Source organism: Marinobacterium sp. LSUCC0821 (assembly GCF_012848475.1).
Classification (GTDB): Bacteria; Pseudomonadota; Gammaproteobacteria; order Pseudomonadales; family Balneatricaceae; genus Marinobacterium_E.
Window position 1 is genome coordinate 226,345 of sequence record NZ_CP051666.1, and the last position, 24,644, is coordinate 250,988.

27 protein-coding genes and 1 riboswitch are annotated in these 24,644 nt (G+C 45.5%); of the genes, 18 read left to right on the plus strand and 9 right to left on the minus strand.

The features are described 5' to 3' along the window. Positions 1-113 precede the first annotated feature (113 nt). The 9 genes from HH196_RS01180 to hisD all read left to right on the plus strand — a co-directional run bounded on the left by HH196_RS01180 (position 114) and on the right by hisD (position 6,672). A complete protein-coding gene (locus HH196_RS01180) occupies positions 114-920 on the plus strand; it encodes an ATP-binding cassette domain-containing protein (protein WP_169450278.1) in 807 nt (268 codons plus the stop codon). 4 nt (positions 921-924) lie between these two features. Further along, the gene (gene mlaE, locus HH196_RS01185) at positions 925-1,707 is read left to right on the plus strand and encodes a lipid asymmetry maintenance ABC transporter permease subunit MlaE (RefSeq protein ID WP_169450279.1); all 783 of its coding nucleotides are present in this window, start codon (positions 925-927) and stop codon (positions 1,705-1,707) included. Further along, the gene (gene mlaD, locus HH196_RS01190) at positions 1,707-2,165 is read left to right on the plus strand and encodes an outer membrane lipid asymmetry maintenance protein MlaD (protein WP_169450280.1); all 459 of its coding nucleotides are present in this window, start codon (positions 1,707-1,709) and stop codon (positions 2,163-2,165) included. The genes mlaE and mlaD overlap by 1 nt, the downstream gene beginning before the upstream one ends. Next, positions 2,165-2,797 carry a phospholipid-binding protein MlaC gene (locus tag HH196_RS01195; RefSeq protein WP_169450281.1) on the plus strand — a complete coding sequence of 211 codons (633 nt, stop codon included), beginning with the start codon at positions 2,165-2,167 and terminating at the stop codon, positions 2,795-2,797. The genes mlaD and HH196_RS01195 overlap by 1 nt, the downstream gene beginning before the upstream one ends. Beyond that, the gene (locus tag HH196_RS01200) at positions 2,797-3,042 is read left to right on the plus strand and encodes a lipid asymmetry maintenance protein MlaB (RefSeq protein WP_169450282.1); all 246 of its coding nucleotides are present in this window, start codon (positions 2,797-2,799) and stop codon (positions 3,040-3,042) included. The genes HH196_RS01195 and HH196_RS01200 overlap by 1 nt, the downstream gene beginning before the upstream one ends. Positions 3,043-3,165: 123 nt before the next feature. Continuing rightward, entirely contained in the window at positions 3,166-3,405 is a 240-nt protein-coding gene (locus tag HH196_RS01205) for a BolA family protein (RefSeq protein WP_169450283.1), read from the plus strand. Between the two features lie 32 nt (positions 3,406-3,437). After that, positions 3,438-4,700 carry a UDP-N-acetylglucosamine 1-carboxyvinyltransferase gene (murA, locus tag HH196_RS01210; protein ID WP_169450284.1) on the plus strand — a complete coding sequence of 421 codons (1,263 nt, stop codon included), beginning with the start codon at positions 3,438-3,440 and terminating at the stop codon, positions 4,698-4,700. A gap of 14 nt (positions 4,701-4,714) precedes the next feature. Beyond that, a complete protein-coding gene (hisG, locus tag HH196_RS01215; protein WP_169450285.1) occupies positions 4,715-5,362 on the plus strand; it encodes an ATP phosphoribosyltransferase in 648 nt (215 codons plus the stop codon). Then, positions 5,359-6,672, plus strand: coding sequence for a histidinol dehydrogenase (gene hisD, locus HH196_RS01220; protein ID WP_248276869.1), 1,314 nt, complete (start codon positions 5,359-5,361; stop codon positions 6,670-6,672). The genes hisG and hisD overlap by 4 nt, the downstream gene beginning before the upstream one ends. Positions 6,673-6,747: 75 nt before the next feature. Here the strand turns inward: hisD and HH196_RS01225 are convergent, their stop codons facing one another. Next, positions 6,748-7,836, minus strand: coding sequence for a S1C family serine protease (locus HH196_RS01225; RefSeq protein ID WP_169450286.1), 1,089 nt, complete (start codon positions 7,834-7,836; stop codon positions 6,748-6,750). A gap of 89 nt (positions 7,837-7,925) precedes the next feature. Here HH196_RS01225 and HH196_RS01230 point away from each other — a divergent pair, with 89 nt between their 5' ends. Then, positions 7,926-8,687 carry a Nif3-like dinuclear metal center hexameric protein gene (locus HH196_RS01230; protein ID WP_169450287.1) on the plus strand — a complete coding sequence of 254 codons (762 nt, stop codon included), beginning with the start codon at positions 7,926-7,928 and terminating at the stop codon, positions 8,685-8,687. Between the two features lie 41 nt (positions 8,688-8,728). Here HH196_RS01230 and HH196_RS01235 read toward each other — a convergent pair whose 3' ends face one another. Then, positions 8,729-9,235 (minus strand): YhcB family protein, encoded by a 507-nt coding sequence (locus HH196_RS01235; RefSeq protein ID WP_169450288.1) that lies wholly within the window; start codon positions 9,233-9,235, stop codon positions 8,729-8,731. Between the two features lie 84 nt (positions 9,236-9,319). Here HH196_RS01235 and HH196_RS01240 point away from each other — a divergent pair, with 84 nt between their 5' ends. Beyond that, positions 9,320-10,162, plus strand: a complete 843-nt coding sequence (locus HH196_RS01240) for a cobalamin-binding protein (RefSeq protein ID WP_169450289.1) — start codon at positions 9,320-9,322, stop codon at positions 10,160-10,162. 2 nt (positions 10,163-10,164) lie between these two features. Here the strand turns inward: HH196_RS01240 and HH196_RS01245 are convergent, their stop codons facing one another. The 5 genes from HH196_RS01245 to HH196_RS01265 all read right to left on the minus strand — a co-directional run bounded on the left by HH196_RS01245 (position 10,165) and on the right by HH196_RS01265 (position 14,874). Continuing rightward, positions 10,165-10,500, minus strand: a complete 336-nt coding sequence (locus HH196_RS01245) for a hypothetical protein (protein ID WP_211160801.1) — start codon at positions 10,498-10,500, stop codon at positions 10,165-10,167. Beyond that, positions 10,500-11,063 carry a cob(I)yrinic acid a,c-diamide adenosyltransferase gene (locus tag HH196_RS01250; RefSeq protein WP_169450290.1) on the minus strand — a complete coding sequence of 188 codons (564 nt, stop codon included), beginning with the start codon at positions 11,061-11,063 and terminating at the stop codon, positions 10,500-10,502. Before HH196_RS01250 ends, HH196_RS01245 begins: the two co-directional genes overlap by 1 nt. Positions 11,064-11,066: 3 nt before the next feature. Continuing rightward, positions 11,067-13,025 (minus strand): TonB-dependent siderophore receptor, encoded by a 1,959-nt coding sequence (locus HH196_RS11615; protein ID WP_169450291.1) that lies wholly within the window; start codon positions 13,023-13,025, stop codon positions 11,067-11,069. A gap of 31 nt (positions 13,026-13,056) precedes the next feature. Beyond that, a riboswitch (cobalamin riboswitch) is annotated at positions 13,057-13,237 on the minus strand. A gap of 67 nt (positions 13,238-13,304) precedes the next feature. Then, a complete protein-coding gene (locus tag HH196_RS01260; RefSeq protein ID WP_169450292.1) occupies positions 13,305-13,940 on the minus strand; it encodes a uridine kinase in 636 nt (211 codons plus the stop codon). A gap of 13 nt (positions 13,941-13,953) precedes the next feature. Beyond that, positions 13,954-14,874 (minus strand): 2-dehydropantoate 2-reductase, encoded by a 921-nt coding sequence (locus tag HH196_RS01265; protein WP_169450293.1) that lies wholly within the window; start codon positions 14,872-14,874, stop codon positions 13,954-13,956. A gap of 50 nt (positions 14,875-14,924) precedes the next feature. Here HH196_RS01265 and HH196_RS01270 point away from each other — a divergent pair, with 50 nt between their 5' ends. Continuing rightward, positions 14,925-15,407: a YajQ family cyclic di-GMP-binding protein gene (locus HH196_RS01270; protein ID WP_169450294.1), complete on the plus strand. Its 483-nt coding sequence runs from the start codon at positions 14,925-14,927 to the stop codon at positions 15,405-15,407. A 91-nt stretch (positions 15,408-15,498) separates the two neighbouring features. Here the strand turns inward: HH196_RS01270 and HH196_RS01275 are convergent, their stop codons facing one another. Together HH196_RS01275 and HH196_RS01280 are read right to left on the minus strand one after the other, a co-directional pair. Then, the gene (locus HH196_RS01275) at positions 15,499-16,908 is read right to left on the minus strand and encodes an MFS transporter (protein ID WP_169450295.1); all 1,410 of its coding nucleotides are present in this window, start codon (positions 16,906-16,908) and stop codon (positions 15,499-15,501) included. Positions 16,909-17,025: 117 nt separating this feature from the next. Beyond that, the gene (locus HH196_RS01280; protein WP_169450296.1) at positions 17,026-17,787 is read right to left on the minus strand and encodes an SDR family oxidoreductase; all 762 of its coding nucleotides are present in this window, start codon (positions 17,785-17,787) and stop codon (positions 17,026-17,028) included. A gap of 388 nt (positions 17,788-18,175) precedes the next feature. Here HH196_RS01280 and HH196_RS01285 point away from each other — a divergent pair, with 388 nt between their 5' ends. The 6 genes from HH196_RS01285 to HH196_RS01310 all read left to right on the plus strand — a co-directional run bounded on the left by HH196_RS01285 (position 18,176) and on the right by HH196_RS01310 (position 24,632). Continuing rightward, positions 18,176-18,682 (plus strand): FxsA family protein, encoded by a 507-nt coding sequence (locus tag HH196_RS01285; protein ID WP_169450297.1) that lies wholly within the window; start codon positions 18,176-18,178, stop codon positions 18,680-18,682. Positions 18,683-18,843: 161 nt separating this feature from the next. Further along, the gene (locus HH196_RS01290; protein WP_169450298.1) at positions 18,844-19,137 is read left to right on the plus strand and encodes a co-chaperone GroES; all 294 of its coding nucleotides are present in this window, start codon (positions 18,844-18,846) and stop codon (positions 19,135-19,137) included. 52 nt (positions 19,138-19,189) lie between these two features. Then, positions 19,190-20,824 carry a chaperonin GroEL gene (gene groL, locus HH196_RS01295; RefSeq protein WP_169450299.1) on the plus strand — a complete coding sequence of 545 codons (1,635 nt, stop codon included), beginning with the start codon at positions 19,190-19,192 and terminating at the stop codon, positions 20,822-20,824. Between the two features lie 236 nt (positions 20,825-21,060). After that, positions 21,061-22,410 (plus strand): substrate-binding protein, encoded by a 1,350-nt coding sequence (locus HH196_RS01300; protein ID WP_169450300.1) that lies wholly within the window; start codon positions 21,061-21,063, stop codon positions 22,408-22,410. An 88-nt stretch (positions 22,411-22,498) separates the two neighbouring features. Beyond that, positions 22,499-23,515, plus strand: a complete 1,017-nt coding sequence (locus HH196_RS01305) for a branched-chain amino acid ABC transporter permease (protein WP_169450301.1) — start codon at positions 22,499-22,501, stop codon at positions 23,513-23,515. Between the two features lies 1 nt (position 23,516). Next, positions 23,517-24,632, plus strand: a complete 1,116-nt coding sequence (locus HH196_RS01310) for a branched-chain amino acid ABC transporter permease (protein WP_169450302.1) — start codon at positions 23,517-23,519, stop codon at positions 24,630-24,632. Positions 24,633-24,644 lie beyond the last annotated feature (12 nt).

Genomic DNA, 24,644 nt, shown 5'->3' on the forward strand with positions numbered 1-24,644 from the left:
TCAATAAAATGTGCCTTTATTGCTGTATCTAGCCTTTTTATTGCGCGAATTGTTGATAATCCCAGTTTGCAGACTAAAATTCACTGCAAGATTAATAACCCATAAGCGGACTGATGATGCCTGAACAGCAGAATCACATCGATGTTGAAAATTTGACCTTCTCAAGAGGTGAAAGAAAGATCTTCGATCAACTTTCACTATCAATTGAGCGGGGCAAAATTACCGCGATTATGGGGCCTTCCGGAACCGGTAAAACTACCTTGCTTAAACTCATCGGCGGCCAGTTATCTCCAGATGCGGGTGAAATTCGAGTTGAAGGTAAAAATGTTCACAAGCTTTCTCGCTCGGATCTTTTCGCTTTACGAGCAAAAATGGGGATGCTTTTCCAAAGTGGTGCCCTTTTTACCGATATGAGTGTTGAGGAGAATGTAGCCTTCCCTCTGAAAGTTCATACAGACCTTCCTGAATCGGCAATCTTTGATCTGGTGTTGATGAAGTTGAATGCCGTTGGTTTGCGCGGCGCTTTCAAGCTTAAACCTGCTGAGCTATCAGGTGGCATGGCGCGCAGAGCTGCTTTGGCGCGTGCTATTGCGCTAGATCCTGAGATTCTGATGTATGACGAGCCGTTTGCCGGTCAAGACCCAATCGCCATGGGTGTTCTCATTAATCTGATTGCACGGTTGAACAGAGCGCTAGGGCATACTTCAATTATCGTCTCGCATGATATTCAAGAGACGTTAAGTATTGCGGACTATGTTTACCTAATTGCAGACGGCAAGGTCTTAGCTCAGGGGCGGCCGGATGAGCTAAGTAGCTCAGAGGATGAGCGCGTACTTCAATTTATGAAAGGTCAGCCTGATGGGCCTGTACCATTCCATTATCCTGCTCCAAATTTCATGACACAGCTGTTAGGTGAGTAATTAGATGTTAAATGTTCTCCAGCGTCTGGGTCATCAGTTCTTTAATCGTCTCTCTGCACTTGGACGGGCAGGCCAGTTATTATTTCAATCCCTGATTGCAAAGCCTGCGCCATTGATGATGCTTCCACTATTGGTTCGCCAGCTCTACTTTGTAGGTGTTTTGTCATTAGTCATTATTGTGGTCTCAGGTCTATTTATCGGTATGGTTTTAGGGCTTCAGGGATATACGATTCTGGTAGATTATGGCTCTGAGCAAGCAGTGGGGCAGATGGTGGCATTGTCGCTCGTGCGAGAACTAGCTCCTGTAGTAACAGCGCTTCTGTTCGCAGGTCGTGCAGGTTCTGCCGTGACAGCAGAAATTGGTTTAATGAAAGCCACTGAGCAACTGGCAAGTTATGAGATGATCGGTGTGGATCCTATGCGCCGTATTATTGCACCAAGACTTTGGGCGGGTTTTATCAGTATGCCTATCCTTGCGGTGATCTTCTCAGTTGTTGGTATTTGGGGTGGTTCACTTGTCGCTGTCGATTGGCTAGGTATTTTTGAAGGTAGCTTCTGGGCCAACATGCAAGCTTCTGTGAATTTTTATGATGATGTCGTCAACGGCATTATTAAATCTGTTGTGTTCGGGTTTGTTGTGATCTGGATCGCAGTTTTTCAGGGTAATGATTGTGTGCCAACCTCTGAGGGTATATCTCAGGCGACAACGCGCACGGTGGTTTACTCATCACTGGCTATACTAGGGTTAGATTTCTTACTAACCGCAATGATGTTTGGGGAGTTGTAATGCGAATTCGCACACTCGAAATTAGTGTTGGTGCTCTAATCCTAGCGGGTTTATTAGCGCTTGTTGTTTTAGCGATCAACGTCAGTGGTTTGAATGTTGCTGATCAGGGACAGGGTTACAAAGTTGTCGCTCGATTCGACAATATCGGCGGTCTAACTGAACGCGCTAAGGTCTCTCTATCAGGCGTACAGATTGGTCAGGTATCGGCTATACGAATCGATAAGAAACGACTGATGGCTGAGGTGGAGATGACTATTTTCTCCGATGTAAATTATCTCTCTTCAGACAGTTCCGCACAGATTTTGACGGCTGGGCTTTTGGGTGAAAAGTACATTGGTATTACACCAGGCTTTGAAGAGGAGCTGCTGAAAGATGGCAGCACCATTGAAGATACTCAGTCAGCACTTGTGCTTGAAGAGATAGTTGGTAAGTTTCTGTTCAACAAGGTGAGCGAGTAATGAATCCTTTGAGTATTGCTAAAGCTCTTTTGCTGTCACTCGCATTCATCAGTTTCAATGCGAGTGCAAGCTATGATGATGCCAAAGCGCTTGTTGCAAAAACTACGCAAGAGATGTTGGGGCTTGTGAGTAATAAAGAGCTTCGTCAGCCAGAAAATATTGATCAGTTAATTGATGGTATCGATAACGTGATTGGCTCTTTTGTCGATTTCCAGTACATCGGTAACTCTGTTATGGGTAAGTACTATCGTCGTGCCAGTGACGGCGAAATTGAGTCATTCGCTGGAGTCTTGAAAACGACACTGTTAAGAACTTTTTCAAAGGCTATTGTTGGTTTTGAGTTTCAATCATTTGAAGTTGTAGATCCAGCTGAAGCAAGTCCTGAAGAGGATAAGCAGATTGTCTCAGTGAATATGACCTCCACCAATGGCACCGTATATTCTGTGGTCTACTATCTTGTTCTAAAAGACGGGCAGTGGACTCTGGTGAACGTGGTTGTGGATGGCATTAATTTACGCATAACGTTCCGAAATCAGTTCGCTAGCCTTATGGAGCGTTTCGGAAAGATATCTGTCGTGATTGATCATTGGGCAGAAGCGATGTCCGACAGTTCAACCAAGGCTGGCGCTTAATGGCTGAAACGTTAAAGCTTCAGGGTGACTTAACCCGTGTGAGTTATACCCAGCAGTTAACTCTTCTAGAGTCTGCCGCAAAGCAAGGCTGCCAAACTGTTGATTTATCTAATGTGGGTGCAATCGATAGTACGGCTGTAGCACTTTGGGTGGAATCGAAACGTCGTTTCAACTCGGTAAAATGGGTTAATTTGCCAGTTCAAATGGTAACCATCGCTGAGCTTGTGGGTGTCGATTTAGAGTAAATTTTCGGTTTTATCTTTGTAGTTGATAAACCGGTCAGGAAAAAGGGCCTTGATAGATGCTATCAAGGCCCTTTTTCGTTATTATACGTGGCTAAATTTTGGTTATAGGTTACGGAGATAGAGATGCACGCTGAAGAGGTAAAACAGCTCGTTGAGAGTCAGTTAGATGGTTGCACAGTGCACACGGCTGGTGAGGGTTGTGATTTTCAGATTACAGTTGTTGGCGATCTTTTTTCGGGCATGAGTCCTGTTAAGAAGCAGCAAGCTGTCTACGCATGTCTAAATGAACAGATCGCATCGGGTGCTATCCATGCAGTCTCTATTAAAACCTTCACTCCTGAACAGTGGGAAGCGCAGCAGTAACGTCCGCTGTACAGAATCGAAAGGCTGATTGAATGGATAAATTATTAATCGAAGGCGGTAAGACGCTTAACGGTGAAGTTTGGATTTCTGGTGCAAAAAACTCTGCACTACCTATTCTGGCTGCGACTCTAGTTGCAGATGAGCCAGTTACCATCTGTAACTTACCTCACCTTCACGACATCACCACGATGTTGGAACTGCTTCGTCGTATGGGTGTCGAGCTAACCATCGGTGATAAGCTGAGTGTTGAGCTCGATCCAACAACAATCACTGAATTTACAGCTCCATACGAACTAGTTAAAACGATGCGTGCATCGATTCTAGTGCTTGGACCTCTGCTTGCGCGTCATGGTCAAGCTCAGGTTTCACTGCCAGGTGGGTGTGCGATCGGTAGCCGTCCTGTTGATTTGCACCTTCGTGGCCTAGAAGCGATGGGTGCACAGATTACTGTTGAGAACGGCTATATCGATGCCCGAGTTGATGGTCGTCTTAAAGGTGCTACCGTATTTTTTGATACGGTAACTGTTACAGGTACTGAAAACATTCTTATGGCTGCAGCGTTGGCCGATGGCGAGACCATCATTGAGAATGCAGCGCGCGAGCCTGAGGTTGTTGATCTAGCAAACTGTCTAATTGCTATGGGTGCAAAGATCACCGGTGCTGGTACCGATACGATACGTGTACAGGGTGTTGAGTCGCTTAAAGGGTGTACATACTCTGTAATGCCTGACCGTATTGAGACAGGAACTTATCTTGTAGCAGGTGCGATCACCTCGGGTCGTGTTCGTTGTCGTAACACCCGTGCAGATATCCTTGAAGCTGTGCTGAAAAAGCTTGAAGAGGCTGGCGCTAAAATCACTCATGACGATGATTGGATCGAGCTGGATATGGAAGGTCGTCGACCTAAAGCTGTGAACATTACAACAGCGCCTTACCCTGCATTTCCAACTGATATGCAAGCTCAGTTTGCTGCACTGAATGCAGTGGCTACGGGCGTAGGACGTATCAAAGAGACTGTCTTTGAAAATCGCTTTATGCATATCCAAGAGATGATTCGACTGGGTGCTAAGGTAGCGATTGAAGGTAATACAGCGATTATCGAGGGCGTTGAAAAACTTAAAGGCGCTCCTGTAATGGCGACTGACCTTCGTGCATCTGCCAGTCTAGTATTGGCTGCACTTGTTGCAGCAGGACAGACTCCAATTGAGCGTATTTACCACATAGACCGTGGTTATGAGTGCATTGAAGAGAAGATGCAGTCTCTTGGCGCAGTGATTCGTCGAGTTCCGGCGTAACAGGATTAGATTAAATGAAAGAGCAACTCACCATTGCCTTGTCTAAAGGGCGTATCTTGGAAGAGACCCTGCCGCTATTTGCTGCCGCTGGGATTGAACCGACGGAAGATATTTTCAAAAGTCGCAAACTCATCTTTGATACTAACCATGAAAACATCAAATTAGTTGTTATTCGTGCGACTGACGTACCGACCTATGTTGAGTATGGCGGTGCTGATATGGGTGTTGCCGGCAAAGATGTGTTGATGGAACACGGCGGCGCAGGCCTCTATGAGCCGTTGGATCTTGAGATCTCTACCTGCCAGCTTCGCGTAGCTGGTATGAAAGGTGCGAAGCCTGTAGAAGGGCGTATGCGCGTTGCCACTAAATTTGTAAACGTGACGCGTGAGTTTTTTGCTCGCCAGGGTCAGCAGGTCGATATTATTAAGCTTTACGGTGCGATGGAGCTGGCTCCAATTATGGGTTTAGCAGATCGTATCGTTGATATAGTTGATACCGGAAATACACTGCGCGCGAATGGTCTTGAGGCGATGGAGCATATCGCAGATATCAGTTCGCGTTTGGTAGTTGGTCAGCCATCGATGAAGATGAAGTATGACCAAATTCAACCAATTCTAGATCGACTAACTCAGGCTGTGATTGCTAAGCGGAGTGCATCGTGACATCGAAAATTACGATTAAGCGACTGGTTAGTAGCCAGATAGATTTTAATCAGCAACTCGATCAAATGCTGGCTTGGGAATCAGTCTCTGACCAAGCGGTAAATCAGCGAGTTGATGAGATCATTGCGGCTGTTCGTGCTTCTGGCGACAGTGCAGTTGTTGAGTTAACGAACCGTTTCGATCGTACCCAGGTCAGCTCATTCGCAGAATTGGAGATGAGTAAGGATCGCCTTCAAACAGCTCTTACTCGCATATCTCCCGAACAGCGTGAAGCACTTGAGGTTGCGGCTAATCGTGTGCGTAGCTATCACGAACGTCAATTAAGCCACTCTTGGCAGTACGAAGAGGCAGACGGCACGCTATTGGGTCAAAAAGTGACACCGATGGATCGTGTAGGTATCTATGTCCCAGGTGGTAAGGCAGCTTACCCATCATCGGTGCTTATGAATGCAATGCCAGCCAAAGTGGCCGGTGTGGCAGAGATAATTATGGTTGTGCCAACACCTGATGGAGTGGTCAATGAGATGGTACTTGCTGCTGCGGCTATTGCCGGTGTTGACCGTGTATTTACCATCGGTGGTGCTCAGGCCGTAGCTGCATTGGCATACGGTACTGAGACTGTTCCACGTGTCGATAAGATAGTTGGTCCTGGTAATATCTATGTCGCAACCGCTAAACGTGCTGTTTTTGGTGCTGTAGGTATTGATATGATTGCTGGTCCTTCAGAGATTCTTGTGATCTGTGATGGTAAGACAGACCCTGATTGGGTGGCGATGGATCTCTTCTCACAAGCGGAGCATGACGAAGATGCACAGCCAATTCTTATTGCGACTGACTCTGCCTTTATAGATCAGGTTGAAGCAAGTATCGCTAAGCTTCTTCCGACTATGGAGCGTGAACAGATCATCACTGCATCTTTGTTGGATCGTGCGATTCTTATTGAAGTTGCTGATCTTGATGAGGCAGCTGCGATCTCAAATCGTATCGCACCAGAGCACTTGGAACTTTCAGTTGAAGATCCGATTGGTTTGGCCGAGAAGATTAAGCACGCAGGTGCAATCTTTATGGGACGTTACACAGCTGAAGCGCTGGGGGATTACTGCGCAGGGCCTAACCATGTGTTGCCAACCTCTGGTACTGCTCGTTTTAGCTCGCCTTTGGGTGTGTATGACTTCCAGAAACGCTCATCACTCATCATGTTCTCTGCTGATGGTGCTTCAGAGATGGGTAAGGTTGCATCGGTATTGGCCCGAGGCGAGGGGCTTACCGCTCACGCTCGTTCTGCTGAGTACCGAATCAAAGAGGATTGATCTGTTAGGTAGGTTAGGTAGCCTATGCTTACCTAGGCTACCTAACTAAATACTTGGCAAATCCCAATGAAGGCTTTATCGGCTTCTTGGGCGCTCAGTCGTCGTGATCTGAATCTCTTTTTCTGCTTTATCTCTAAATATCGTAAAGTTCGTCACATCGCCCGGTTTTACTCGGGCGATTTTGTTCATGGCATCGATACCTGAGCCGATGATCGGTTCGCCATCTATTGCTAATAACACATCGCCTGGTAGTAGGCCTGCTGTTTGAGCTGGACTATCTTTGTAGATGCCTGAGAAGAGAAGTCCGCGAGTCGCTTTATCAAGGCCTGCAGCTTCAGCCTCAGCTGGAAGTATGATTCTAGCTTCAACACCGACCCAGCCACGAATTACACGTCCATAGCGGACTAGGTCAGACATTACCTGAAGTACTTGATCCGAGGGAATTGCAAAGCCTATACCTTGAGATCCACCCGATTTCGAGAAAATAGCCGTATTGATACCTGCTAAATCTCCCATGGCTGTTACTAGTGCGCCACCCGAATTGCCCGGGTTGATTGCAGCGTCAGTTTGAAGAAAGTCTTCGTAGGTGTTCAGCCCTAAACTATGACGATCCATTCCGGAGATAATGCCTTGGGTCACTGTCTGGCCAACCCCAAACGGATTACCAATAGCGAGCACCACATCGCCAATAGAGAGTGCTTTGCTTGGAATTAGTGTAATGGCGGGTAGTTCGGTCGCATCAATTTTAAGCAGTGCTAAATCTGACTCAGGGTCTGTTCCAACTACCTTGGCTAACAATTCTCGTCCATCACGCATAGAGACAAGGATCTCATTCGATCCACTCACAACGTGGTTATTGGTGACTACAAAACCATCTTTGGTGAGGATTACACCGGAGCCCAAGCTCTGTGGGATAACCAGTGCATCCTTTTGAGGGTCGGTCTCGGTTCGGCCATAAATACTGACAACAGATGGTGCAGCCTTCTCAACTGCATCTGCGTAACTAGTGATAAGCTGAGCGCCTGCCTGATCTGCAGTAGCCGGAAGTACTTGAATTTCAGTCTGCTTAGAACCGGTTAGCTGAGGAAAAAATTGTACGATGAGGACAGCCGCCAGTATCCCTGTAAGTGTCGGCCAAACAATCGTATTTAGTGTTTTGCTCATCTTTCTATTCCTAGCTCATTTACAGCTACTGATTATAGGGATAGAGGAGGGTAAGATGTAAGGCTTGTTAAAGTTTTATTGGGGCGTGTATGTCGGTAAATCTAAAAGAGCTGGTCAATTTTGCAAATGAAACCCTGTCTGTCGAGCGTTTCAAGGATTACTGCCCAAATGGTCTGCAGATAGAAGGTAAGTCAGCCGTTACAAAAATTGTATCAGGTGTCACTGCAAGTCAGGCATTGATTGATGCCGCTATAGCAGCTAATGCTGATCTTCTATTGGTGCACCATGGCTACTTTTGGAAGGGTGAATCTGAACCTTTAGTTGGAATAAAAGGGAAGCGAGTTAAGGCGCTGATGCAAGCGGATGTAAGCCTACTTGCCTATCATCTACCTTTAGATGCACATCCAGAGTTAGGAAATAATGCTCAGTTAGCCAAGATTTTGGATATAGAAATTGAGTCAGGCATGGAGCCTGGAAACCCTTTTAGTGTTGGAAATATAGGTTCGCTATCCGAAGCTATCAGCGCAGAAGATTTCACTCATAGGGTGACTACACAATTGGGTCGTGAAGCAACCCTGATATCCGGTGGTGATCGATCAGTAAAACGTATTGCCTGGTGCACGGGTTCAGCAGATCGAATGATCGAGCAAGCTGATAAATTAGGTGCCGATCTATTTCTCAGCGGCGAGATTTCTGAGCCTGTAGTGCACTACGCGCGGGAGGCGGGTATTCATTATCTATCTGCAGGACATCATGCGACAGAACGCTATGGTGCAAAAGCTTTAGGTGAGTTCTTAGCAGACCGTTTTGGTTTGGAGCATCAATTTATCGATATTGATAATCCGGTTTGATAGCAGCTTGCTGTACTAAAACTGGAAATAAAAAAGAGCGCTTAAGCGCTCTTCTCATGTTTGCTGTAAACCTTAGCAGGATCTGCCGGGTTCTCTACAATTTCAGAGTGTAGGCCGAAACTGTCTGAAAGCGTTCCAGGCTCATCGTTGCTGCGCTTTGGTGCGTAGTCGAGAGGAACGTGAATTGCACTGCTCTCCTGAGGACTAACGCTAGCTGAGCCGTTCTGGTTCTCAATCTGCATGGTTGCAGAGCGCTGTAGGCTCGCAACGAGCTTCTCATCACGAACTAGCTGACCTGCGCTCTCAGCAAGATGCTGGTGTACCTTTTGGTACTGAGTGGTTAAACCATTTACGAGTTCTGCAGTTTTAGAGAAGTGCTCATTAACCTCATCTCGGTATTTAGCAAGTTCTAACTGAGCTTTTTCCAACTCATTTGCGAGTTGAACCTCTCGACTGCCATTGCTACCGCTGCGACCAAAGAGGAAGCCAAGTAGTACACCGATAACTAGAGCAGCAATTGCAATTACCCAAACAGAATTCTGATCCACGATTTAACCCTTGTTGTATCTATCCATGAGCCTTAAGAATAAAACAAAGATTCAGTGTTGCCCATGCTAAGATTCAATTTCTTAATGAAAAAACTGACTGTGGGCAAAATGTTTCGAGTTCTTACTGCTCTCTTACTCTCTTCTCTGCTTTCGATTGATGCGTTTGCGGCTCGATTCGTCGTACTTGCTCCTGATTTAACTGAAAATATGTTTGCTATAGGTGCAGGGGAGTCGGTAGTAGGTCGTGTTGAATCAGCGGATTTTCCATCAGAAGTTACCTCTATCCCGGTAGTTGGAGACTTTCAATCTATTAATGCTGAATTGATTCTTTCACTTAAACCCGACTATGTATTAGCTTGGCAAGGGGGGAATCCCGAGAGGCATTTGCAGTATCTGGAAGGGCTTGGATTGAATGTGGTGCGTCTAAGTTCTCAGTCAATTCTAGATCTGCCCGAGCAGCTTAGATTATTAGGAGAGCTGAGTGGTCAGATTGAAGTAGCTAATAAACGTGCAGTTGAATTTGAAACCGAGCTGCAAGGTCTATCTGAGGGGCGTAAAGGTCGAAATTTACCGATCTTCTATCAAATTTGGCACTCTCCATTGATGACTATTAATAGCTCTTCATGGATTACCGAGGCTATCACCTATTGCGGTGGCTTGAACCAGTTTGCGGATAGGGCAGAGGCTGTACCGCAATTAACGGTAGAATCGATAATTGCCGCTAATCCAAAGCTGATTATTGCAGGCAGCGGGGCGGATCAAAGCTGGGTCGAATTTTGGAAGCCTTGGGGTATGATCGATGCTGTGGCTAATAATCAGCTCAAGATAGTGGAGGCTGACTATCTTCACCGTTTGACTATGCGAACTCTGTTGGGGATGGAGCAGCTGTGTCAGACAATTGATTCAGCTGCAGAGGTTTATCATTAGGGTTAGTTAGACTCTTTTTTCATTCCGTTTAAGAAGTCTTTTGTTTTATCCCAAGCATTCTCACCCATCTCTTTAACCGAGTCTGAGGTCAGACCGTTGATAAAAGACTTGGAGTCTTCAAGAACCTCTTTGCCAATATCGGTCGCTTTATCAGCTCCAACTTTGGCCGAGCAAACCGCGCGCTCTGCAACGCATCGTGATATGCAGCCGGCTTGTTCTGCGTCATTCGTTACAAAACGAACTTTGCAGGTCGCCTCACACCAATTCTGCTCCAATGCACAGTCTGCATTGGCTAAAGGTGAAACTAGAGAAAGGGCTAGAACAAACCGATACATCATTAACTCTCACGCTGTTTAGATGGCTGCCAGAGTACTTCCTCTTCGCCATTACGTCGAGCGAAAACCCTCGCAATCACAAATAGCAGATCTGAAAGTCGATTGAGATAGGCTACTGACTGCGGGTTAATCGTTTCGCTTTGAGCAAGCTCCACTAAACGACGCTCTGCACGGCGACAGATGCTGCGCGCTAGATGCGTCTGCGCAGCACTTGGCGTGCCGCCCGGTAGTATGAAGTTCTCAAGCGGCGGTAGTGCTTCGTTGTATGAGTCCAATGTCTGCTCTAAACGATCAATCATAGCTGGCGTAATAGCCTGATATTCGTCGCTTGCCATCGCCAACTCACCACCTAGATCAAATAGATCGTTCTGAATCTGACGCAGCACAGGCGAGAACGCATCCTCATAAGAGAGATGTGCATCAATAACGCCAATCAGACAATTAAGCTCGTCAATATCGCCCATCGCTTCAATGCGAGGGTGTGTCTTATGCACTTCAGTGCCAGTGGCAAGTCGGGTAGTCCCCTTGTCGCCAGTGCGTGTGTAGATTTTGGTGAGTCGACTCATTGTTTACTCAAAGTAATATTTTGCAGTTATTGAAAGGTTTCTTTCAGTAATGGGATAGTAACCAATTGTGCTTCCAGATAGGCTAGCAGTATTGACTGATTTTTTGTCGAATATGTTGTTTAGCTTGAAGCTAAATTCCCAACTTTTTTGTTTCAACAAACTGCTAAAGTTGAACGTGCTGTATCCTTTTATTTTATCGTAATTATTCAGGAAGTCCGCACCAACATAGCGTTCCCCAATATATTTCCAGTTTAGGTCGTTGATCAATCCGTTGTTGGTTTTCCAGGTTACCCCAGCATTGGCTGAGTGTTTTGCAGTTAAGGGGATGGTCTTATTGTTAAAGTCTAATGTTGTTCCGTAGTAATCAATTACAGCGTTTTCGACCTTCGCATTCAGATAATCATATCCAAAATTAAGGTCTGTTAATTCATTGATGCTTTTCTTAAGTGAAATGGATATGCCATTTCTCTCAGTCTTTTCAAAGTTAGTTGTTAAATAATTAGCGCCATCATAAATCAACTCATCATCTAGTCTTAACGTATATGCTTGAATTTGAGCAGTAGTTCCTTGTTCCTCAAACGTCAGAGCTGCTTCATAAGAGTTGCCAGTTTGGGTTTTAAGTGTGCTTGTTGAGCCTGCGTATAGATAATTGTTGTGCTCATCAACCAGTGCGAATCTGTAATTTTGGTCAGCCCTTAAATCAACACTCCAGTTTGGTGATATGTGTAATGTTAATCCTATATTGCCAACGGTTTGATTGTCGTTATTCTTTTGAGACAACGGAGATGTATGGGTGTTGCCAATATGAGTATATTCCATATACGCATGGCGTAATCCAGTGTTGATTGTGACTCTGTCGTTTATCTTGTGATCAAGAACCCCGTAAACGGCATATATGTTTTGATCAATGTTCATCGGACCAAAAGAAGACGAAAAAGCATAGTCTGTGTATGTATAGTCAATGCCTGTAAGAAGGTTTGTGTCTTCGTTTAGATTGCTTATAACTCTTGGGCTAAACGAGACGCTCTTTCTGTCTTGAATGGTGTTATCAACAGAGCCGCCAATGTAAGCATTTGCATTAGTTTTTTCACTATTTACAAATGCATCGACGGTAAGGGTATTAATACTGTCTATTGATTTTAAGTGATTAAGTTTAATTGAGGTCCCTTTTTTATCGTACCAATCATCAGCATAAATATTTTGTGAAACGGTAGGATTGTTTAGAACATCGTTCACCGAACTTAATGGACCGCTGTTAAGCCAGTAATCTTCAATTCTTTGAATCGAAATTTGTGTATCACCCAACTGACTTTTTTTCTGAAAATTAACATTAAATTTCTTTAAGTCTGAGTCATTGTGGTCTCTAAAATTATTAGCTTCCGTTCTCTCTAGTGTGAGGTTGAATGAACTGTCTTTTGATAAATAGTCACCAATTGACGCTTTTACGGAGCTTCTATCAAAACTTCCAACCTCAACTGATGCGCTGTTATGGCGTCTGTTGTTCTTTTTGGTGATGATGTTAATAACTCCGCCAACCGCCTCATGGCCATAAAGTACTCCAGCACTACCTTTTATGATTTCAATTCGGTCTATCTGTTCTAGGTTGAACATATTTAGATCTATGGATGATTGGTCTGCAGCGCGGTTGATCTTTTGACCATCAATTAGAATTACAGTATTGAAAGAGCTGAATTCACCAAACCCTCTCATATCTATGTTCCCTTTGCCGTTCACTCCAGAACTGTCAGTGATTTGAATGAAGCTCTGTTGGCGAAGAATATCGGTTAAAGTAGAAGCACCACTATTCAAAATTTCATCTGATGTAATTACAGTCTTAGCAGCAGGAATTCCGATTGTTGATGATTCCATTCGGCTCCCTGTCACGAAAACCGTAATTGGATTTGCTAAGGCAAAAGAAGAAACAGTCGACGCTGCTAGGATAAGGGTCGTAAGTAATTTCATGATCTCTCTCAATGCGCCCACCGCGCATGGTTGGATGGTATTGAGAGTGGGCCGGTATCCGGGCTTGGAGGTCTCTATTTCAACGCCTTCCCAGCTGTCGCCAGTGGCATGATGTTGAAATAACCTTCCTTACCGTTGCGGGGGCAGCGTCAGCTTCTACTGATCTTCCCGTTTAACGCTCAAAAAAGCGCACCTACTCCATTAAGGGGCGGGATTTTAGAGATAAGAGGGTAGTTTCACAACCGAAAGCTTTTCAGCTCTCGATGAAAGCAACTCAAGCTAGTCTTGAACTATATGAAGGTCTGCCTTTAGGCTCTCTTCGAGGATGGTCTTGGCATTTAACAGGTCATTTCCCTCAATCTTTGTCTGAGCTTCTTTAGGGCTGTACCCATAACTCAACCAGCGATCGAGGAGTCTACTTTCAATTGCTTTAATGGATGGAGCAAGAAAAACTGTTAGATCAAACAGGGGCCTTAGCTCTCGCCAATAATCTCTGTTTAACAGTAGGTAGTTGCCTTCAACGATAACCACTTTGCATTTAGCATCGAGTTGCGCGCCATTGGGCACAGTGCATTCGTTTGAGCGATCAAAAGTTGGGTAGTGGACGTTAGTATTTGAGTCTTTTAATTGAGAAACCAGCTCGACAAAACCTTTAGCATCGAAGGTCTCGGGTGCACCTTTGCGACTCAAAAGCCCCATCTCAATCAACTCTGGATTATTCAGGTGGAAGCCATCCATCGGTACCACCGCACTTTGATAGGTTGGGTATTTGAGGTTCCACTCTGAAACTAAGTGCTCTGCAACAGTTGATTTACCGGATCCAGGAGGCCCTGCTAAAGCGATAAGAGTTCTATTCTCATTGTCCAATGACTCTATCTTTTCAATGATGAGTTTTACTTCTTCATCCAGTGTCATCTTGCTTTCCCGGTTAGCCGTTTGTTTCTAAATCGATGATCAATTTTAAAAGTGATTGGTTATGAGGAACTGCTAAACCTGATTGCTCTGCTAGGTCACAAAGTGCACCTGTAATTTGTCGAATCTCGGTCCGCCTTCCTGCACGTATATCTTGCAACATAGACGATATGTTCCCTTGAGTTGTTCGTGCAACTAGTTTGGCTTGATCCAGCAAAGGGGTATCGAATAAATGTTTCTGAGTAGCATTGCTGATGGCTTCGAACTCTGACGCGATAATAGACATCTCTGCCATTGCGCCCGGAATATCCAATAACTCGCCATTTCGACAGTTGTATTTCACAGTTAATGGGTTGATACAGCAGTTAATGGCCAGCTTTCGCCAAAGGATTAAGTCTATATCTTCGGTTGCCTCGATCTGCGGAAGCGCCTCCCACTCCTTAGGAGTCTTTGCAGTGCCTTTAATGCTCCCGACAAGTGTTTTGCCTTGGCCTGCCCAAACTGTCTCAAACTCTCCGGTTTTATAGCCACCGTCGGTCGTGCTGGCGAAGGTGAAAATCAAATGAGGAAATTTGGTCTGAAGCTCCTGTTGCACACCATAGCCATTGATCATGACCACAATTGTGCTCTCCGCTGTTAACCAGTTACTTAGAGTAGTAATAGCGCTTACGGCATCAAAGGCTTTGGTTGCGACAAGCAGGTTTTGAATAGGGGTTGTCAATTTGTTGGCTGTAGTCGCTAAACATTGAAATTGATCCAGCCCCTGATCGCTTCGAACAGACACAAGATTGCCAGTAGTTGCAAAGCTGCCTAATCGCTCTTCATCCCGAAAAATAAGCGTAATGTCGAGATTTAGGGAGTTAAGTTTACTGGCCCAAATCGACCCTATCGCTCCTGATCCTAGAATATGCCACATCTTTGCTAACAGCCTTGCCAAAAAGAGGTATCATACCGGTCATTGTTAGTTTCAAGAAATAGGAGAGGGCTATGCCATCTTTCGATATCGTATCTGAAGTAGATGTTCATGAGGTGACCAACGCAGTTGATCAGGCTAATCGTGAAATCACAACACGATTTGACTTCAAAGGCGTGGATGCTGGTTTTGAGCGCGATGGTGACAACATCAACATGCACGCAGAAGCTGAGTTCCAGCTGCAGCAGATGATTGATGTACTTCGTGCAAAACTTGTTAACCGTAAGGTAGATCCAGATGCTATGGACCCGCAAAAGGTTGAACAAAATGGTATGCAAGCACGCCAGAAGATCGTTATGCGTCAGGGTCTAGATCAGGATGCAGCTAAGAAGATTACCAAAATCATTAAAGAGTCTAAGTTGAAAGTTCAGACCCAGACTCAAGGTGAGCAGGTTCGTGTCACTGGTAAAAAGCGAGATGACCTGCAAGATGTTATCGCACTTTTGCGTGAGTCTAATGTTGGCTTACCGCTGCAGTACAAGAACTTCCGCGACTAATCTAGCTTTGAACCAAAAGGCGAACTCGTGAGTTCGCCTTTTTTGTGTCTCTGGTCCCGTTCTGAAATAGGTGTCCTGACCTAGGTTAGATCTATTGAGAATCTTGACGTTGATTATGCTCTAGGGTTTTCGCTTGTGCAGCTTCTAGCTTGTCACGAAGAAGCCAAAGCATAACCAGAGACGGGATCACCATTAGCGTTGTAATAATGAAGAATAGACTCCAGTTACCTGCGAGACTGTCCACCATGCTGCCACTGAAACCTGCTAGGGTAGTGCGTCCCAAGTTTCCTAGGGATGCAAGTAGAGCATATTGGCTGGCACTGAATGCCCTGCCCGTTAACGCTGTTAGGAATGCGACAAAGGCGACGGTTGAAAAGGCTGTAGTGAAGTTGTCAACAATGATGGTTGCAGCAAAGAGCCACTCGATGGGTCCCATCTCTGCTATCAGAGCAAACATTAGATTAGACGCAGCCATGGCGATACCGCCAATCATCAATCCCTTCAAAACACCGAAGCGAACGTTGATGGCACTACCGATTAGCGTGAAAAAGACGGTTGCAACCCAACCGAGCATTTTGGTGTATTCACCTATCTGCTCATTGGTAAAGCCAATCTCTTTGTAGAATACAACTGACATTCGGCCGAGGAAGGCCTCGCCAATTTTAAACATAAAAATGAAAGCGAGAAGGGTAATAGCAACACTCAATCCGTTACGGCGAATGAAGTCGGCAAAGGGTTCTACAACCGTTACTGCGATCCAGGATGCAAAGCGTCCTAAACCATAGCGCTTCTGATAGCTGTTCTCCATGTCGTTTTGAATGGCAGAGCGGCGATCCTCAGGTTCACCCACGAATAGGGTGAAAATCATCAACAGCGCCATAATTAAGGCCATTGCGGCATAAACACCGTTCCAGCCAATTGCATCGGCATTAACAAACGCGAGGTAACCAGGAAGTGAATATCCAGTCCACCAGCCGACGACAGCCATGGCTGATGCTGGTGGCATCTTCTCTGTCTCATTGACATTGAATTGATCGATACGGAAGGCGTCAATGGCGATATCTTGTGTTGCAGAGGCGATAGCGATAAGCAGAGCAACTAATGAGATAAACATCATGCCAGGGATTTTCCCAGCCTCTGTGGTTGGAGCCCCCATCGCTTGGTAGGCGCCGCCTGGATCTGCCTGAGTAATTGCCAGAATCATAATGAGCATGATTCCCTGACAGAGGAAAATCCAAGATCTACGCTGGCCTAGTCGCCCTAAAAGCGGGAGACGAACACGGTCGACTAGTGGCGCCCAGAGAAAATTGAACGCATAGACTGCAAAGATAGAGCCAAAGAAACCAATCGCAGTACGAGAAAGGCCTTCATCCTTGAGCCATCCACTCATATTGGAGCCGATCAATACCCATGGGAAACCGGAGCTACAACCCATAAGGAAAACCCAGAGAAGGCGTTTATCTTTATAAACACGAAAAGTATCAATCCACTTAGAGATCATCGCTAAATCCAGTCACAGTTAATCGCCATAAATTAACAGGCTAAAACTGAATAGTGAATGAAGTGGGCATAAAAAAAGCCGGCACAGAGGCCGGCTAATCTAATGACTAGTTTTAAGTTAGATGCGAAGACCGCCATCAACCTCAAAACAACGACCAGAGATGTAGTCGTTTTCGAAGATGAACGCAGCTGTGCGTGCGATCTCTTCTGGCTTACCTAGACGTTTAGAAGGGATGCCAGCCGCAATCTTCTCGCGAGCTTCCTCTTTCATTGCCATAACCATCTCAGTACCGATGTAACCCGGTGCAATTGATGCAGCACGGATACCGTAGCGAGCAAGTTCTTTAGCCCAGGTTACTGCCATTGCTTCTACGCCTGCTTTAGTTGCAGTGTAGTTTGTCTGACCCATGTTGCCTGAACGTGAGATCGAAGAGATGTTTACGATACAACCTTCCTGCTTATTCTTGATCATCTGCACAGCAGCTTCACGAGCACATAGGAAAGTACCTGTTAGGTTTACATCCATAACTAGGTTCCACTGATCCATAGACATCTTAGAGACGATTTCGCCATCTTTAACTTTGATGAATAGGCCGTCACGTGTGATACCGGCGTTGTTAACTACACCGTTAAGTGCGCCGAAATCGTTGTAAACTTTTTCAAATAAAGTTTCTACTTCAGCTTCTTGAGCAACGTTGCACAGGTAAGTGCGACCATCGCTGCCTGCAGCTTTAACTAATCCAAGAGTTTCATCTAGATCGGCTTGGTTAAGGTCGACAAGTGCAAGCTGAGCACCTTTGCCTGCGAATTCCAAAGCCATTGCGCGACCAAGACCGCGGCCGCCACCAGTGATTACGATTACTTTACCGTTGAGTTCCATCAAAGGACTCCTTATTTGTATTGTTCTTTATATCGTTTAACGATGCTGCACTGCAGCTTTTGCACTGCATCAAATTACGTAGATTTAATGTGGAAATCTATTAGTCCTTTGAATCATTTGGGAATAAAAATATTTTTTTTAATTACTAATATCGAATTTTTGCGTTTTACGTCTTATAACCTATTGATTTTATAAGGCGGATATCTAGATGGGTTTTTCTGCTTTCCTTATTAGACATAGGTAAAAGGGATGTGCACAAAAATCGGATTTTTGATGCATGGCAAAAAATATAAGCTGTGCAAGTGCACAAGATTGAGGTGTTTGTGTGCTGCTTTTATGAAAGGGAGATGCCTGTTACATTGTTCTTACAGTTCGCTTAGGAGTTAGCATGCCAATTCTATTTATTCTTTTTGTTGTCATCCCCGTCATTGAAATCACCATATTGATTAAAGTAGGGCAGGCAATAGGTGGTTGGTACACGGTCGGCTTGGTTCTTCTTTCTGCTTTTATTGGCGTTAATATGCTCCGCTACCAGGGTGTCACCACGCTCATGCGGGCGCAGGCAAAAATTCAATCAGGTGAAATGCCGCTCTCTGAGATGCGCGATGGGATTGTTATCGCCATTGGTGGAGCGCTCCTCATTACTCCCGGATTTGTAACTGATGCCATCGGTTTTGCCTGTCTACTTCCCTTTACCCGTGGATTGTTTTTCAAGATCTTCGGCGAAAGGGTTGCTTCAGCTTTTGTTAGTCGCGGTGGATCTGCTCACTTCTACTCACAGAGTGATTCATCCTTTGGTGAGTCAAATAGATCATCGGGTGATGACATAATTGAGGGTGAGTTTGTTGATGTCGAAGATTCAAATAAAACTGACGATCGTAAACGCATCGAATAATTTTTTGCCAAATCCAACTTTTTTTTCAATTTGCAGTTGAAATAGTCCAACTCCTCCCCAATTTACTTTTTCACAAGATAAAGACTCCCGGCTCAAATGGGTCGGGTTTTTACTAACAAAAACCAACATCGCATTGGATCCTTAACTCAGGAGAAAAATAGATGACTATTCGTCCACTACATGACCGTGTTGTTATTCGTCGCAGCGAAGAGGAAGCAACCTCGGCTGGCGGTATCGTTCTTCCAGGTTCGGCTGCAGAAAAGCCAAACCAGGGTGTTGTTGTAGCTGTAGGCCCAGGCCGTGTGGCTAACAACGGTGAAGTAATCGCTCCTTCTGTTAAAGAAGGTGACAAAGTTCTTTTCGGTCAGTACGCAGGTACTAACACCATTAAAGTTGATGGTGAAGAACTACTGATCATGCAAGAGAGCGAAATTTACGGCGTGTTAGAAGCTTAATAGCTCTAACGTTTTAGATTTATAGACGTAACTATTTAAAGGATTTTGAACAATGGCAGCTAAAGACGTACGTTTTGGCAATGATGCTCGTCAGAGCATGCTTGAAGGTGTAAACATTCTTGCTAATGCGGTTAAAACAACTCTTGGCCCTAAGGGTCGTAACGTTGTACTCGATAAGTCATTCGGTGCACCTACAGTAACTAAAGATGGTGTATCTGTTGCGAAAGAGATCGAACTTAAAGATAAGTTCGAAAACATGGGCGCACAGATGGTTAAAGAAGTTGCTTCTAAAGCCAACGATGTAGCTGGTGACGGTACAACTACTGCAACTGTTCTAGCTCAGGCTATCGTTAACGAGGGTCTTAAGTCAGTTGCTGCTGGCATGAACCCAATGGATCTTAAGCGTGGTATCGACAAAGCTGCTGCTGCAGTTGTTGAGAATCTTCGCGCTATGGCTGTTCCTTGTGCAGACACTAAATCAATCGCACAGGTTGGTACTATCTCTGCAAACTCTGATGCAGAAGTAGGTAACATCATCGCTGAAGCGATGGAGCGTGTTAGCCAAGATGGCGTAATCACAGTTGAAGAAGGTTCTGGTTTTGATAACGAACTAGACGTAGTTGAAGGTATGCAGTTCGATCGTGGTTACCTGTCTCCTTACTTCGTAACTAACCAGGATACTATGGTTGCTGAGCTAGAAGATCCGTTCATCCTTCTAGTAGACAAGAAAATTTCTAACATCCGTGAACTTCTTCCAGCACTTGAAGGCGTAGCTAAAGCTTCACGTCCACTTCTACTTGTAGCTGAAGATGTTGAAGGCGAAGCGCTTGCAACTCTAGTTGTAAACACTATGCGCGGTATCGTGAAAGTGTGTGCTGTTAAAGCTCCTGGCTTCGGTGATCGTCGTAAAGCGATGCTTCAGGATATCGCTATCCTAACGGGTGGTCAGGTTATCTCTGAAGAGGTTGGTCTAAGCCTAGATACAGTTGAACTTGAGCACCTTGGCCAGGCCAAGCGCGTTCAGGTAAGCAAAGAGAACACAACTATTGTTGATGGTGCTGGCGCTAAAGAGGCGATCAATGCACGTGTTCAGCAGATTCGTGTACAGATGGAAGATACTACTTCTGAGTACGACAAAGAGAAGATGCAGGAGCGTGTCGCTAAGCTTGCTGGCGGTGTTGCGGTAATCAAAGTAGGTGCTGCAACTGAAGTTGAGTTGAAAGAGAAGAAAGCGCGTGTAGATGACGCTCTTCACGCAACTCGTGCAGCTGTTGAAGAGGGTATCGTACCTGGCGGTGGTGTTGCACTTATCCGCGCACTTCAGCAGGTAGAAGGTCTTGAAGGTGATAACCACGACCAGACTATCGGTATCCAGCTTGCGCTTCGCGCTATGGAGTCACCACTACGTCAGATCGTTGCTAACTGTGGTGGTGAGCCATCAGTAGTAGTTAACGAAGTACGTAACGGCAAAGGTAACTTCGGCTTCAACGCAGGTACTGAAGTTTACGGCGACATGCTAGAAATGGGCATTATTGACCCAGTTAAAGTAACTCGCTCTTCACTTCAGGCTGCTGCTTCTATCGCGGGTCTTATGATCACAACTGAAGCGATGGTTGCTGAAATTCCAGAAGATAAACCAGGCATGCCAGACATGGGCGGCATGGGTGGTATGGGCGGCATGATGTAATCATCCTCCCTGTTCCAAATAGAGACCCCGCACAAGAAATTGTGCGGGGTTTTTTATTATGTGAAATGAGCTAAGTTATTAGGTTATAAGGCTTTATTCCTTGCAAAGAGAAAGGTTATAGCCCTCTCATCCATTGGTCTAAATCATGCTTTAGTGGGGTTGAAGGTTTGCTCTGAGTATCCTAACTTGTCCATTCCGCTTGTACATAACAACAAATTAACAACGGAGTTAATCTAATGACTGATAAGAAAACTGGCTACTCTCGCCGTACGGTACTTAAAGGTACTGCTGCGTCGGCTGCAGCCATCGCTGTACCAAGCTTTTACATCCCAACTGCATCTGCTGCTGGTTCGTTCCGTAACGACCCAGCCGCATCTGGTAAGTGTGTCCTAGGCTTTAACGTGCCTCAGACTGGTGCTTACGCAGACGAAGGTGCAGACGAACTACGCGCATTCAAACTGGCTGTTAAACACCTAAACGGTGAAGGCGACGGCGGTATGATGAACACCATGAAACCAATGAATCTTAAAGGTAACGGTATTCTTGGTATGAAAGTTGAGTACGTAACAGGTGATACTCAGACTAAGTCTGACGCTGCACGTGCATCGGCTAAGCGTATGATCGAGAAAGATGGCGTAATCATGTTCTCTGGTGGTTCATCATCAGGTGTGGCGATCGCTGTACAGGCTCTAGCTGAAGAGATGGGTACCATCTTCATGGCGGGTCTAACTCACTCAAACGATACAACTGGTAAAGACCGTCGTCGTCACGGTTTCCGCCACATGTTCAACTGTCACCAGTCAGCACTTGCTCTTCGTCCAGTGCTAGCTAAAGAGTACGGTGCAGATCGTCAGGTTTACCACCTAACGGCTGACTACACTTGGGGTTGGTCACAGCAGGACTCAATCGAGAAAGGTATGGCTGCGGAAGCAAACTGGCAGACAGTTGCTAACGTTAAAACACCAGTAGGTGCAGGCGACTTCTCTCAGTACATCACACCAATTCTAAACTCTGGTGCTGATACCCTAATCCTTAACCACTACGGCGGTGACATGGTTAACTCTTTGACTCAGGCGATTCAGTTCGGCCTGAAAGATAAGCAGGTTAACGGTAAGGACTTCCAGATCATCGTTCCTCTTTTCTCTCGTCTAATGGCGAAAGGTGCGGGCGACAACATGAAGGGCATCCTAGGTTCTACGAACTGGAACTGGAAGCTGACTGACGAAGGTTCTAAAGCATTCGTTAAGTCGTTCGGTCAGGAATATGGTTTCCCACCATCACAGGCAGCTCACACTTGTTACGTTCAGACTATGCTTTACGCAGATGCTGTTGAGCGTGCAGGTTCATTCGATCCGCAGGCAGTTATTGCTGCGCTTGAAGATCACGAGTTCGATGGTATGGGTAACGGTGCTTCTCTATACCGTAAAGCGGACCACCAGGTTATGAAGAATGGCCTAGTTGTACGCGGTAACATGAACCCAACATCTGACTTCGACCGTCTTGAAGTTCTTGATGTGGTTTCTCGTGAGAAGCTTACTTACGATCCAAACGAAGGACCATTCGCCGGCGGCGCTCAGTGGTCTTAATCCAAGTGTAATTTTTTATTACACCTTGGCGTGCGAAGGGGTCCAAGGGACCCCTTCGTTTTATTAGCATTTTTGGAGATTCGTAGCTGTGGATGCAATAATCCTCCAGATTTTGAACGGTCTAGATAAGGGTGGTGCTTATGCGCTGATTGCCCTGGGTCTAACGTTGATTTTCGGTACCTTAGGCGTCGTGAACTTTGCTCACGGTGCGTTATTCATGTTGGGTGCTTTCGTCGCAGTATCAGTTCGCGAAGTACTTACAATTTCAACAAAAATTAAAGATGAATCGGTAACATTCTTTGAAGCATTCAAAGAAGTACCATATCTTGAGTTATGGCTTGGAGATACTGGTAAAGCGATCATAGATTGGTCCGTACCGATATCTATACTCATTGCAGTTCCGATCATGTTGGCGATTGGCTTGATTATGGAGCGCGGTCTTATCCGTCACTTCTATCGCCGTCCGCACGCTGATCAGATTCTTGTAACCTTTGGTTTGGCAATTGTCATTCAAGAGATTATCAAGGCTATCTACGGTGCTAACCCAATTCCACAGCCAGCACCTGAAATATTCGAGGGTACAGCTAACATAGGTGCGCTCTTTGGATTAGGGGACAATATTGTCTACCCTAAATGGCGTCTTGTTTACCTCGGTTTTGCAGGCTTAATCATAGCTGCTGTGTTTGCATTCTTGCAGTTCACCACCTTTGGTATGGTCGTGCGTGCAGGTATGGCTGATCGTCAAACGGTTCAGCTCCTAGGTATTAACATTACCAAACGCTTTAGTATTGTCTTTGGTCTTGCCGCTGTCGTAGCGGGCTTGGCTGGTCTTATGTATACCCCAATACTCTCACCTAACTACCACATGGGTATGGACTTCTTGGTTCTCTCCTTTGTCGTGGTTGTAGTCGGCGGTATGGGCTCACTCCCTGGTGCAGTAGCGGCTGGATTCCTCCTAGGTATTTTGCAGTCATTCGCGTCAATGAATGAAATTAAGAGCATTATTCCAGGTATCGACCAGGTCATCATTTATCTTGTAGCTATGATCGTACTGCTTGTTCGTCCACGCGGTCTCATGGGTCGTAAAGGTGTGATGGAGGACTAACATGCATATTGAAAAATTTACCCCTAAATCGGACATGATGCTGTTGCTTGGTTTCTCAGCATTTGTCCTTCTAATGCCATTGTGGATGCAGCCTTTCGGTGCAGCTTACCCAGACTTGATGCAGCGTTTCGCTATCTTCGGTCTATTTGCAATTGGCTTTAACATTCTCTTTGGTCAGACGGGTTACCTGTCATTTGGTCATGCCGCATTTATCGGTATGGGCTCGTACACAACGGTTTGGATATTCAAACTGTTTACACTCAATATCATTCCGGCAATGGTTGCAGGTGTAGTGGTGTCAGGTATCTTTGCTCTGTTGATTGGTTTTATCTGTCTTCGTCGTACAGGTATCTACTTCTCAATTCTGACTCTTGCATTGGCTCAGATGTGTTACAACCTTGCGTACTCTGTACTAACCCCGCTTACTATGGGTGAGACAGGTCTTCAGGTTGAAGCAGCAGATCCGCGTGCTTGGGATGCTCCACTAGCGGCAGGTGAAGTACCACGTACACACCTCTTCGGTATGGAGATGACAGATATGGGCGGCCTAGCAGGTTTCTACATCTGTGCAGTCATTCTGATTATCGGTTTCTACGTCGCGCTACGAATCACACGCTCTCCTTTTGGTTCGATGCTGCGCGGTCTTAAAACTAACCAGAACCGTATGGCGTACACGGGTTTGAATACACGTCCTTATGCACTAGCGGCATTTGTAATCTCTGGCATGTATGCAGGCCTTGCAGGTAGCTTGATGGCAGCAATGGACCCACTTGCGGGCGCTGAACGTATGCAGTGGACAGCATCAGGTGAGGTTGTTCTTATGACCATCCTAGGTGGTGTGGGTACGCTAGTCGGTCCTTTCCTAGGTGCTGTTTCAATCAAGTACTTCGAGAATATCTTCTCTGCTATCGATGGTGCAGTGCTTACTAGCATGTTCGATTTCTTACCAGATTTTCTTGTGTCAGCGATTGTTCCAGTACTCTCGTTGTTCGTAGGTAAAGGGTGGCACCTAACACTGGGTCTCATCTTTATGCTAGTGGTTATCTTCCTGCCTGGCGGCATCATGGAAGGTTACCGTCGAATCAAAGCTCGCTTTACGAAGTCGGCTGAAGAATAACTTAAGCTAACA

Bases quoted from the DNA above. Each gene is read 5' to 3' on its own strand.
- HH196_RS01180 (WP_169450278.1), top strand. From the start codon at position 114: ATGATGCCTGAACAGCAGAATCACATCGATGTTGAAAATTTGACCTTC.
- mlaE (WP_169450279.1), top strand. From the start codon at position 925: ATGTTAAATGTTCTCCAGCGTCTGGGTCATCAGTTCTTTAATCGTCTC.
- mlaD (WP_169450280.1), top strand. From the start codon at position 1,707: ATGCGAATTCGCACACTCGAAATTAGTGTTGGTGCTCTAATCCTAGCG.
- HH196_RS01195 (WP_169450281.1), top strand. From the start codon at position 2,165: ATGAATCCTTTGAGTATTGCTAAAGCTCTTTTGCTGTCACTCGCATTC.
- HH196_RS01200 (WP_169450282.1), top strand. From the start codon at position 2,797: ATGGCTGAAACGTTAAAGCTTCAGGGTGACTTAACCCGTGTGAGTTAT.
- HH196_RS01205 (WP_169450283.1), top strand. From the start codon at position 3,166: ATGCACGCTGAAGAGGTAAAACAGCTCGTTGAGAGTCAGTTAGATGGT.
- murA (WP_169450284.1), top strand. From the start codon at position 3,438: ATGGATAAATTATTAATCGAAGGCGGTAAGACGCTTAACGGTGAAGTT.
- hisG (WP_169450285.1), top strand. From the start codon at position 4,715: ATGAAAGAGCAACTCACCATTGCCTTGTCTAAAGGGCGTATCTTGGAA.
- HH196_RS01225 (WP_169450286.1), bottom strand. From the start codon at position 7,836: ATGAGCAAAACACTAAATACGATTGTTTGGCCGACACTTACAGGGATA.
- HH196_RS01230 (WP_169450287.1), top strand. From the start codon at position 7,926: ATGTCGGTAAATCTAAAAGAGCTGGTCAATTTTGCAAATGAAACCCTG.
- HH196_RS01240 (WP_169450289.1), top strand. From the start codon at position 9,320: ATGAAAAAACTGACTGTGGGCAAAATGTTTCGAGTTCTTACTGCTCTC.
- HH196_RS01245 (WP_211160801.1), bottom strand. From the start codon at position 10,500: ATGATGTATCGGTTTGTTCTAGCCCTTTCTCTAGTTTCACCTTTAGCC.
- HH196_RS01250 (WP_169450290.1), bottom strand. From the start codon at position 11,063: ATGAGTCGACTCACCAAAATCTACACACGCACTGGCGACAAGGGGACT.
- HH196_RS11615 (WP_169450291.1), bottom strand. From the start codon at position 13,025: ATGAAATTACTTACGACCCTTATCCTAGCAGCGTCGACTGTTTCTTCT.
- HH196_RS01260 (WP_169450292.1), bottom strand. From the start codon at position 13,940: ATGACACTGGATGAAGAAGTAAAACTCATCATTGAAAAGATAGAGTCA.
- HH196_RS01270 (WP_169450294.1), top strand. From the start codon at position 14,925: ATGCCATCTTTCGATATCGTATCTGAAGTAGATGTTCATGAGGTGACC.
- HH196_RS01275 (WP_169450295.1), bottom strand. From the start codon at position 16,908: ATGATCTCTAAGTGGATTGATACTTTTCGTGTTTATAAAGATAAACGC.
- HH196_RS01280 (WP_169450296.1), bottom strand. From the start codon at position 17,787: ATGGAACTCAACGGTAAAGTAATCGTAATCACTGGTGGCGGCCGCGGT.
- HH196_RS01285 (WP_169450297.1), top strand. From the start codon at position 18,176: ATGCCAATTCTATTTATTCTTTTTGTTGTCATCCCCGTCATTGAAATC.
- HH196_RS01290 (WP_169450298.1), top strand. From the start codon at position 18,844: ATGACTATTCGTCCACTACATGACCGTGTTGTTATTCGTCGCAGCGAA.
- groL (WP_169450299.1), top strand. From the start codon at position 19,190: ATGGCAGCTAAAGACGTACGTTTTGGCAATGATGCTCGTCAGAGCATG.
- HH196_RS01300 (WP_169450300.1), top strand. From the start codon at position 21,061: ATGACTGATAAGAAAACTGGCTACTCTCGCCGTACGGTACTTAAAGGT.
- HH196_RS01310 (WP_169450302.1), top strand. From the start codon at position 23,517: ATGCATATTGAAAAATTTACCCCTAAATCGGACATGATGCTGTTGCTT.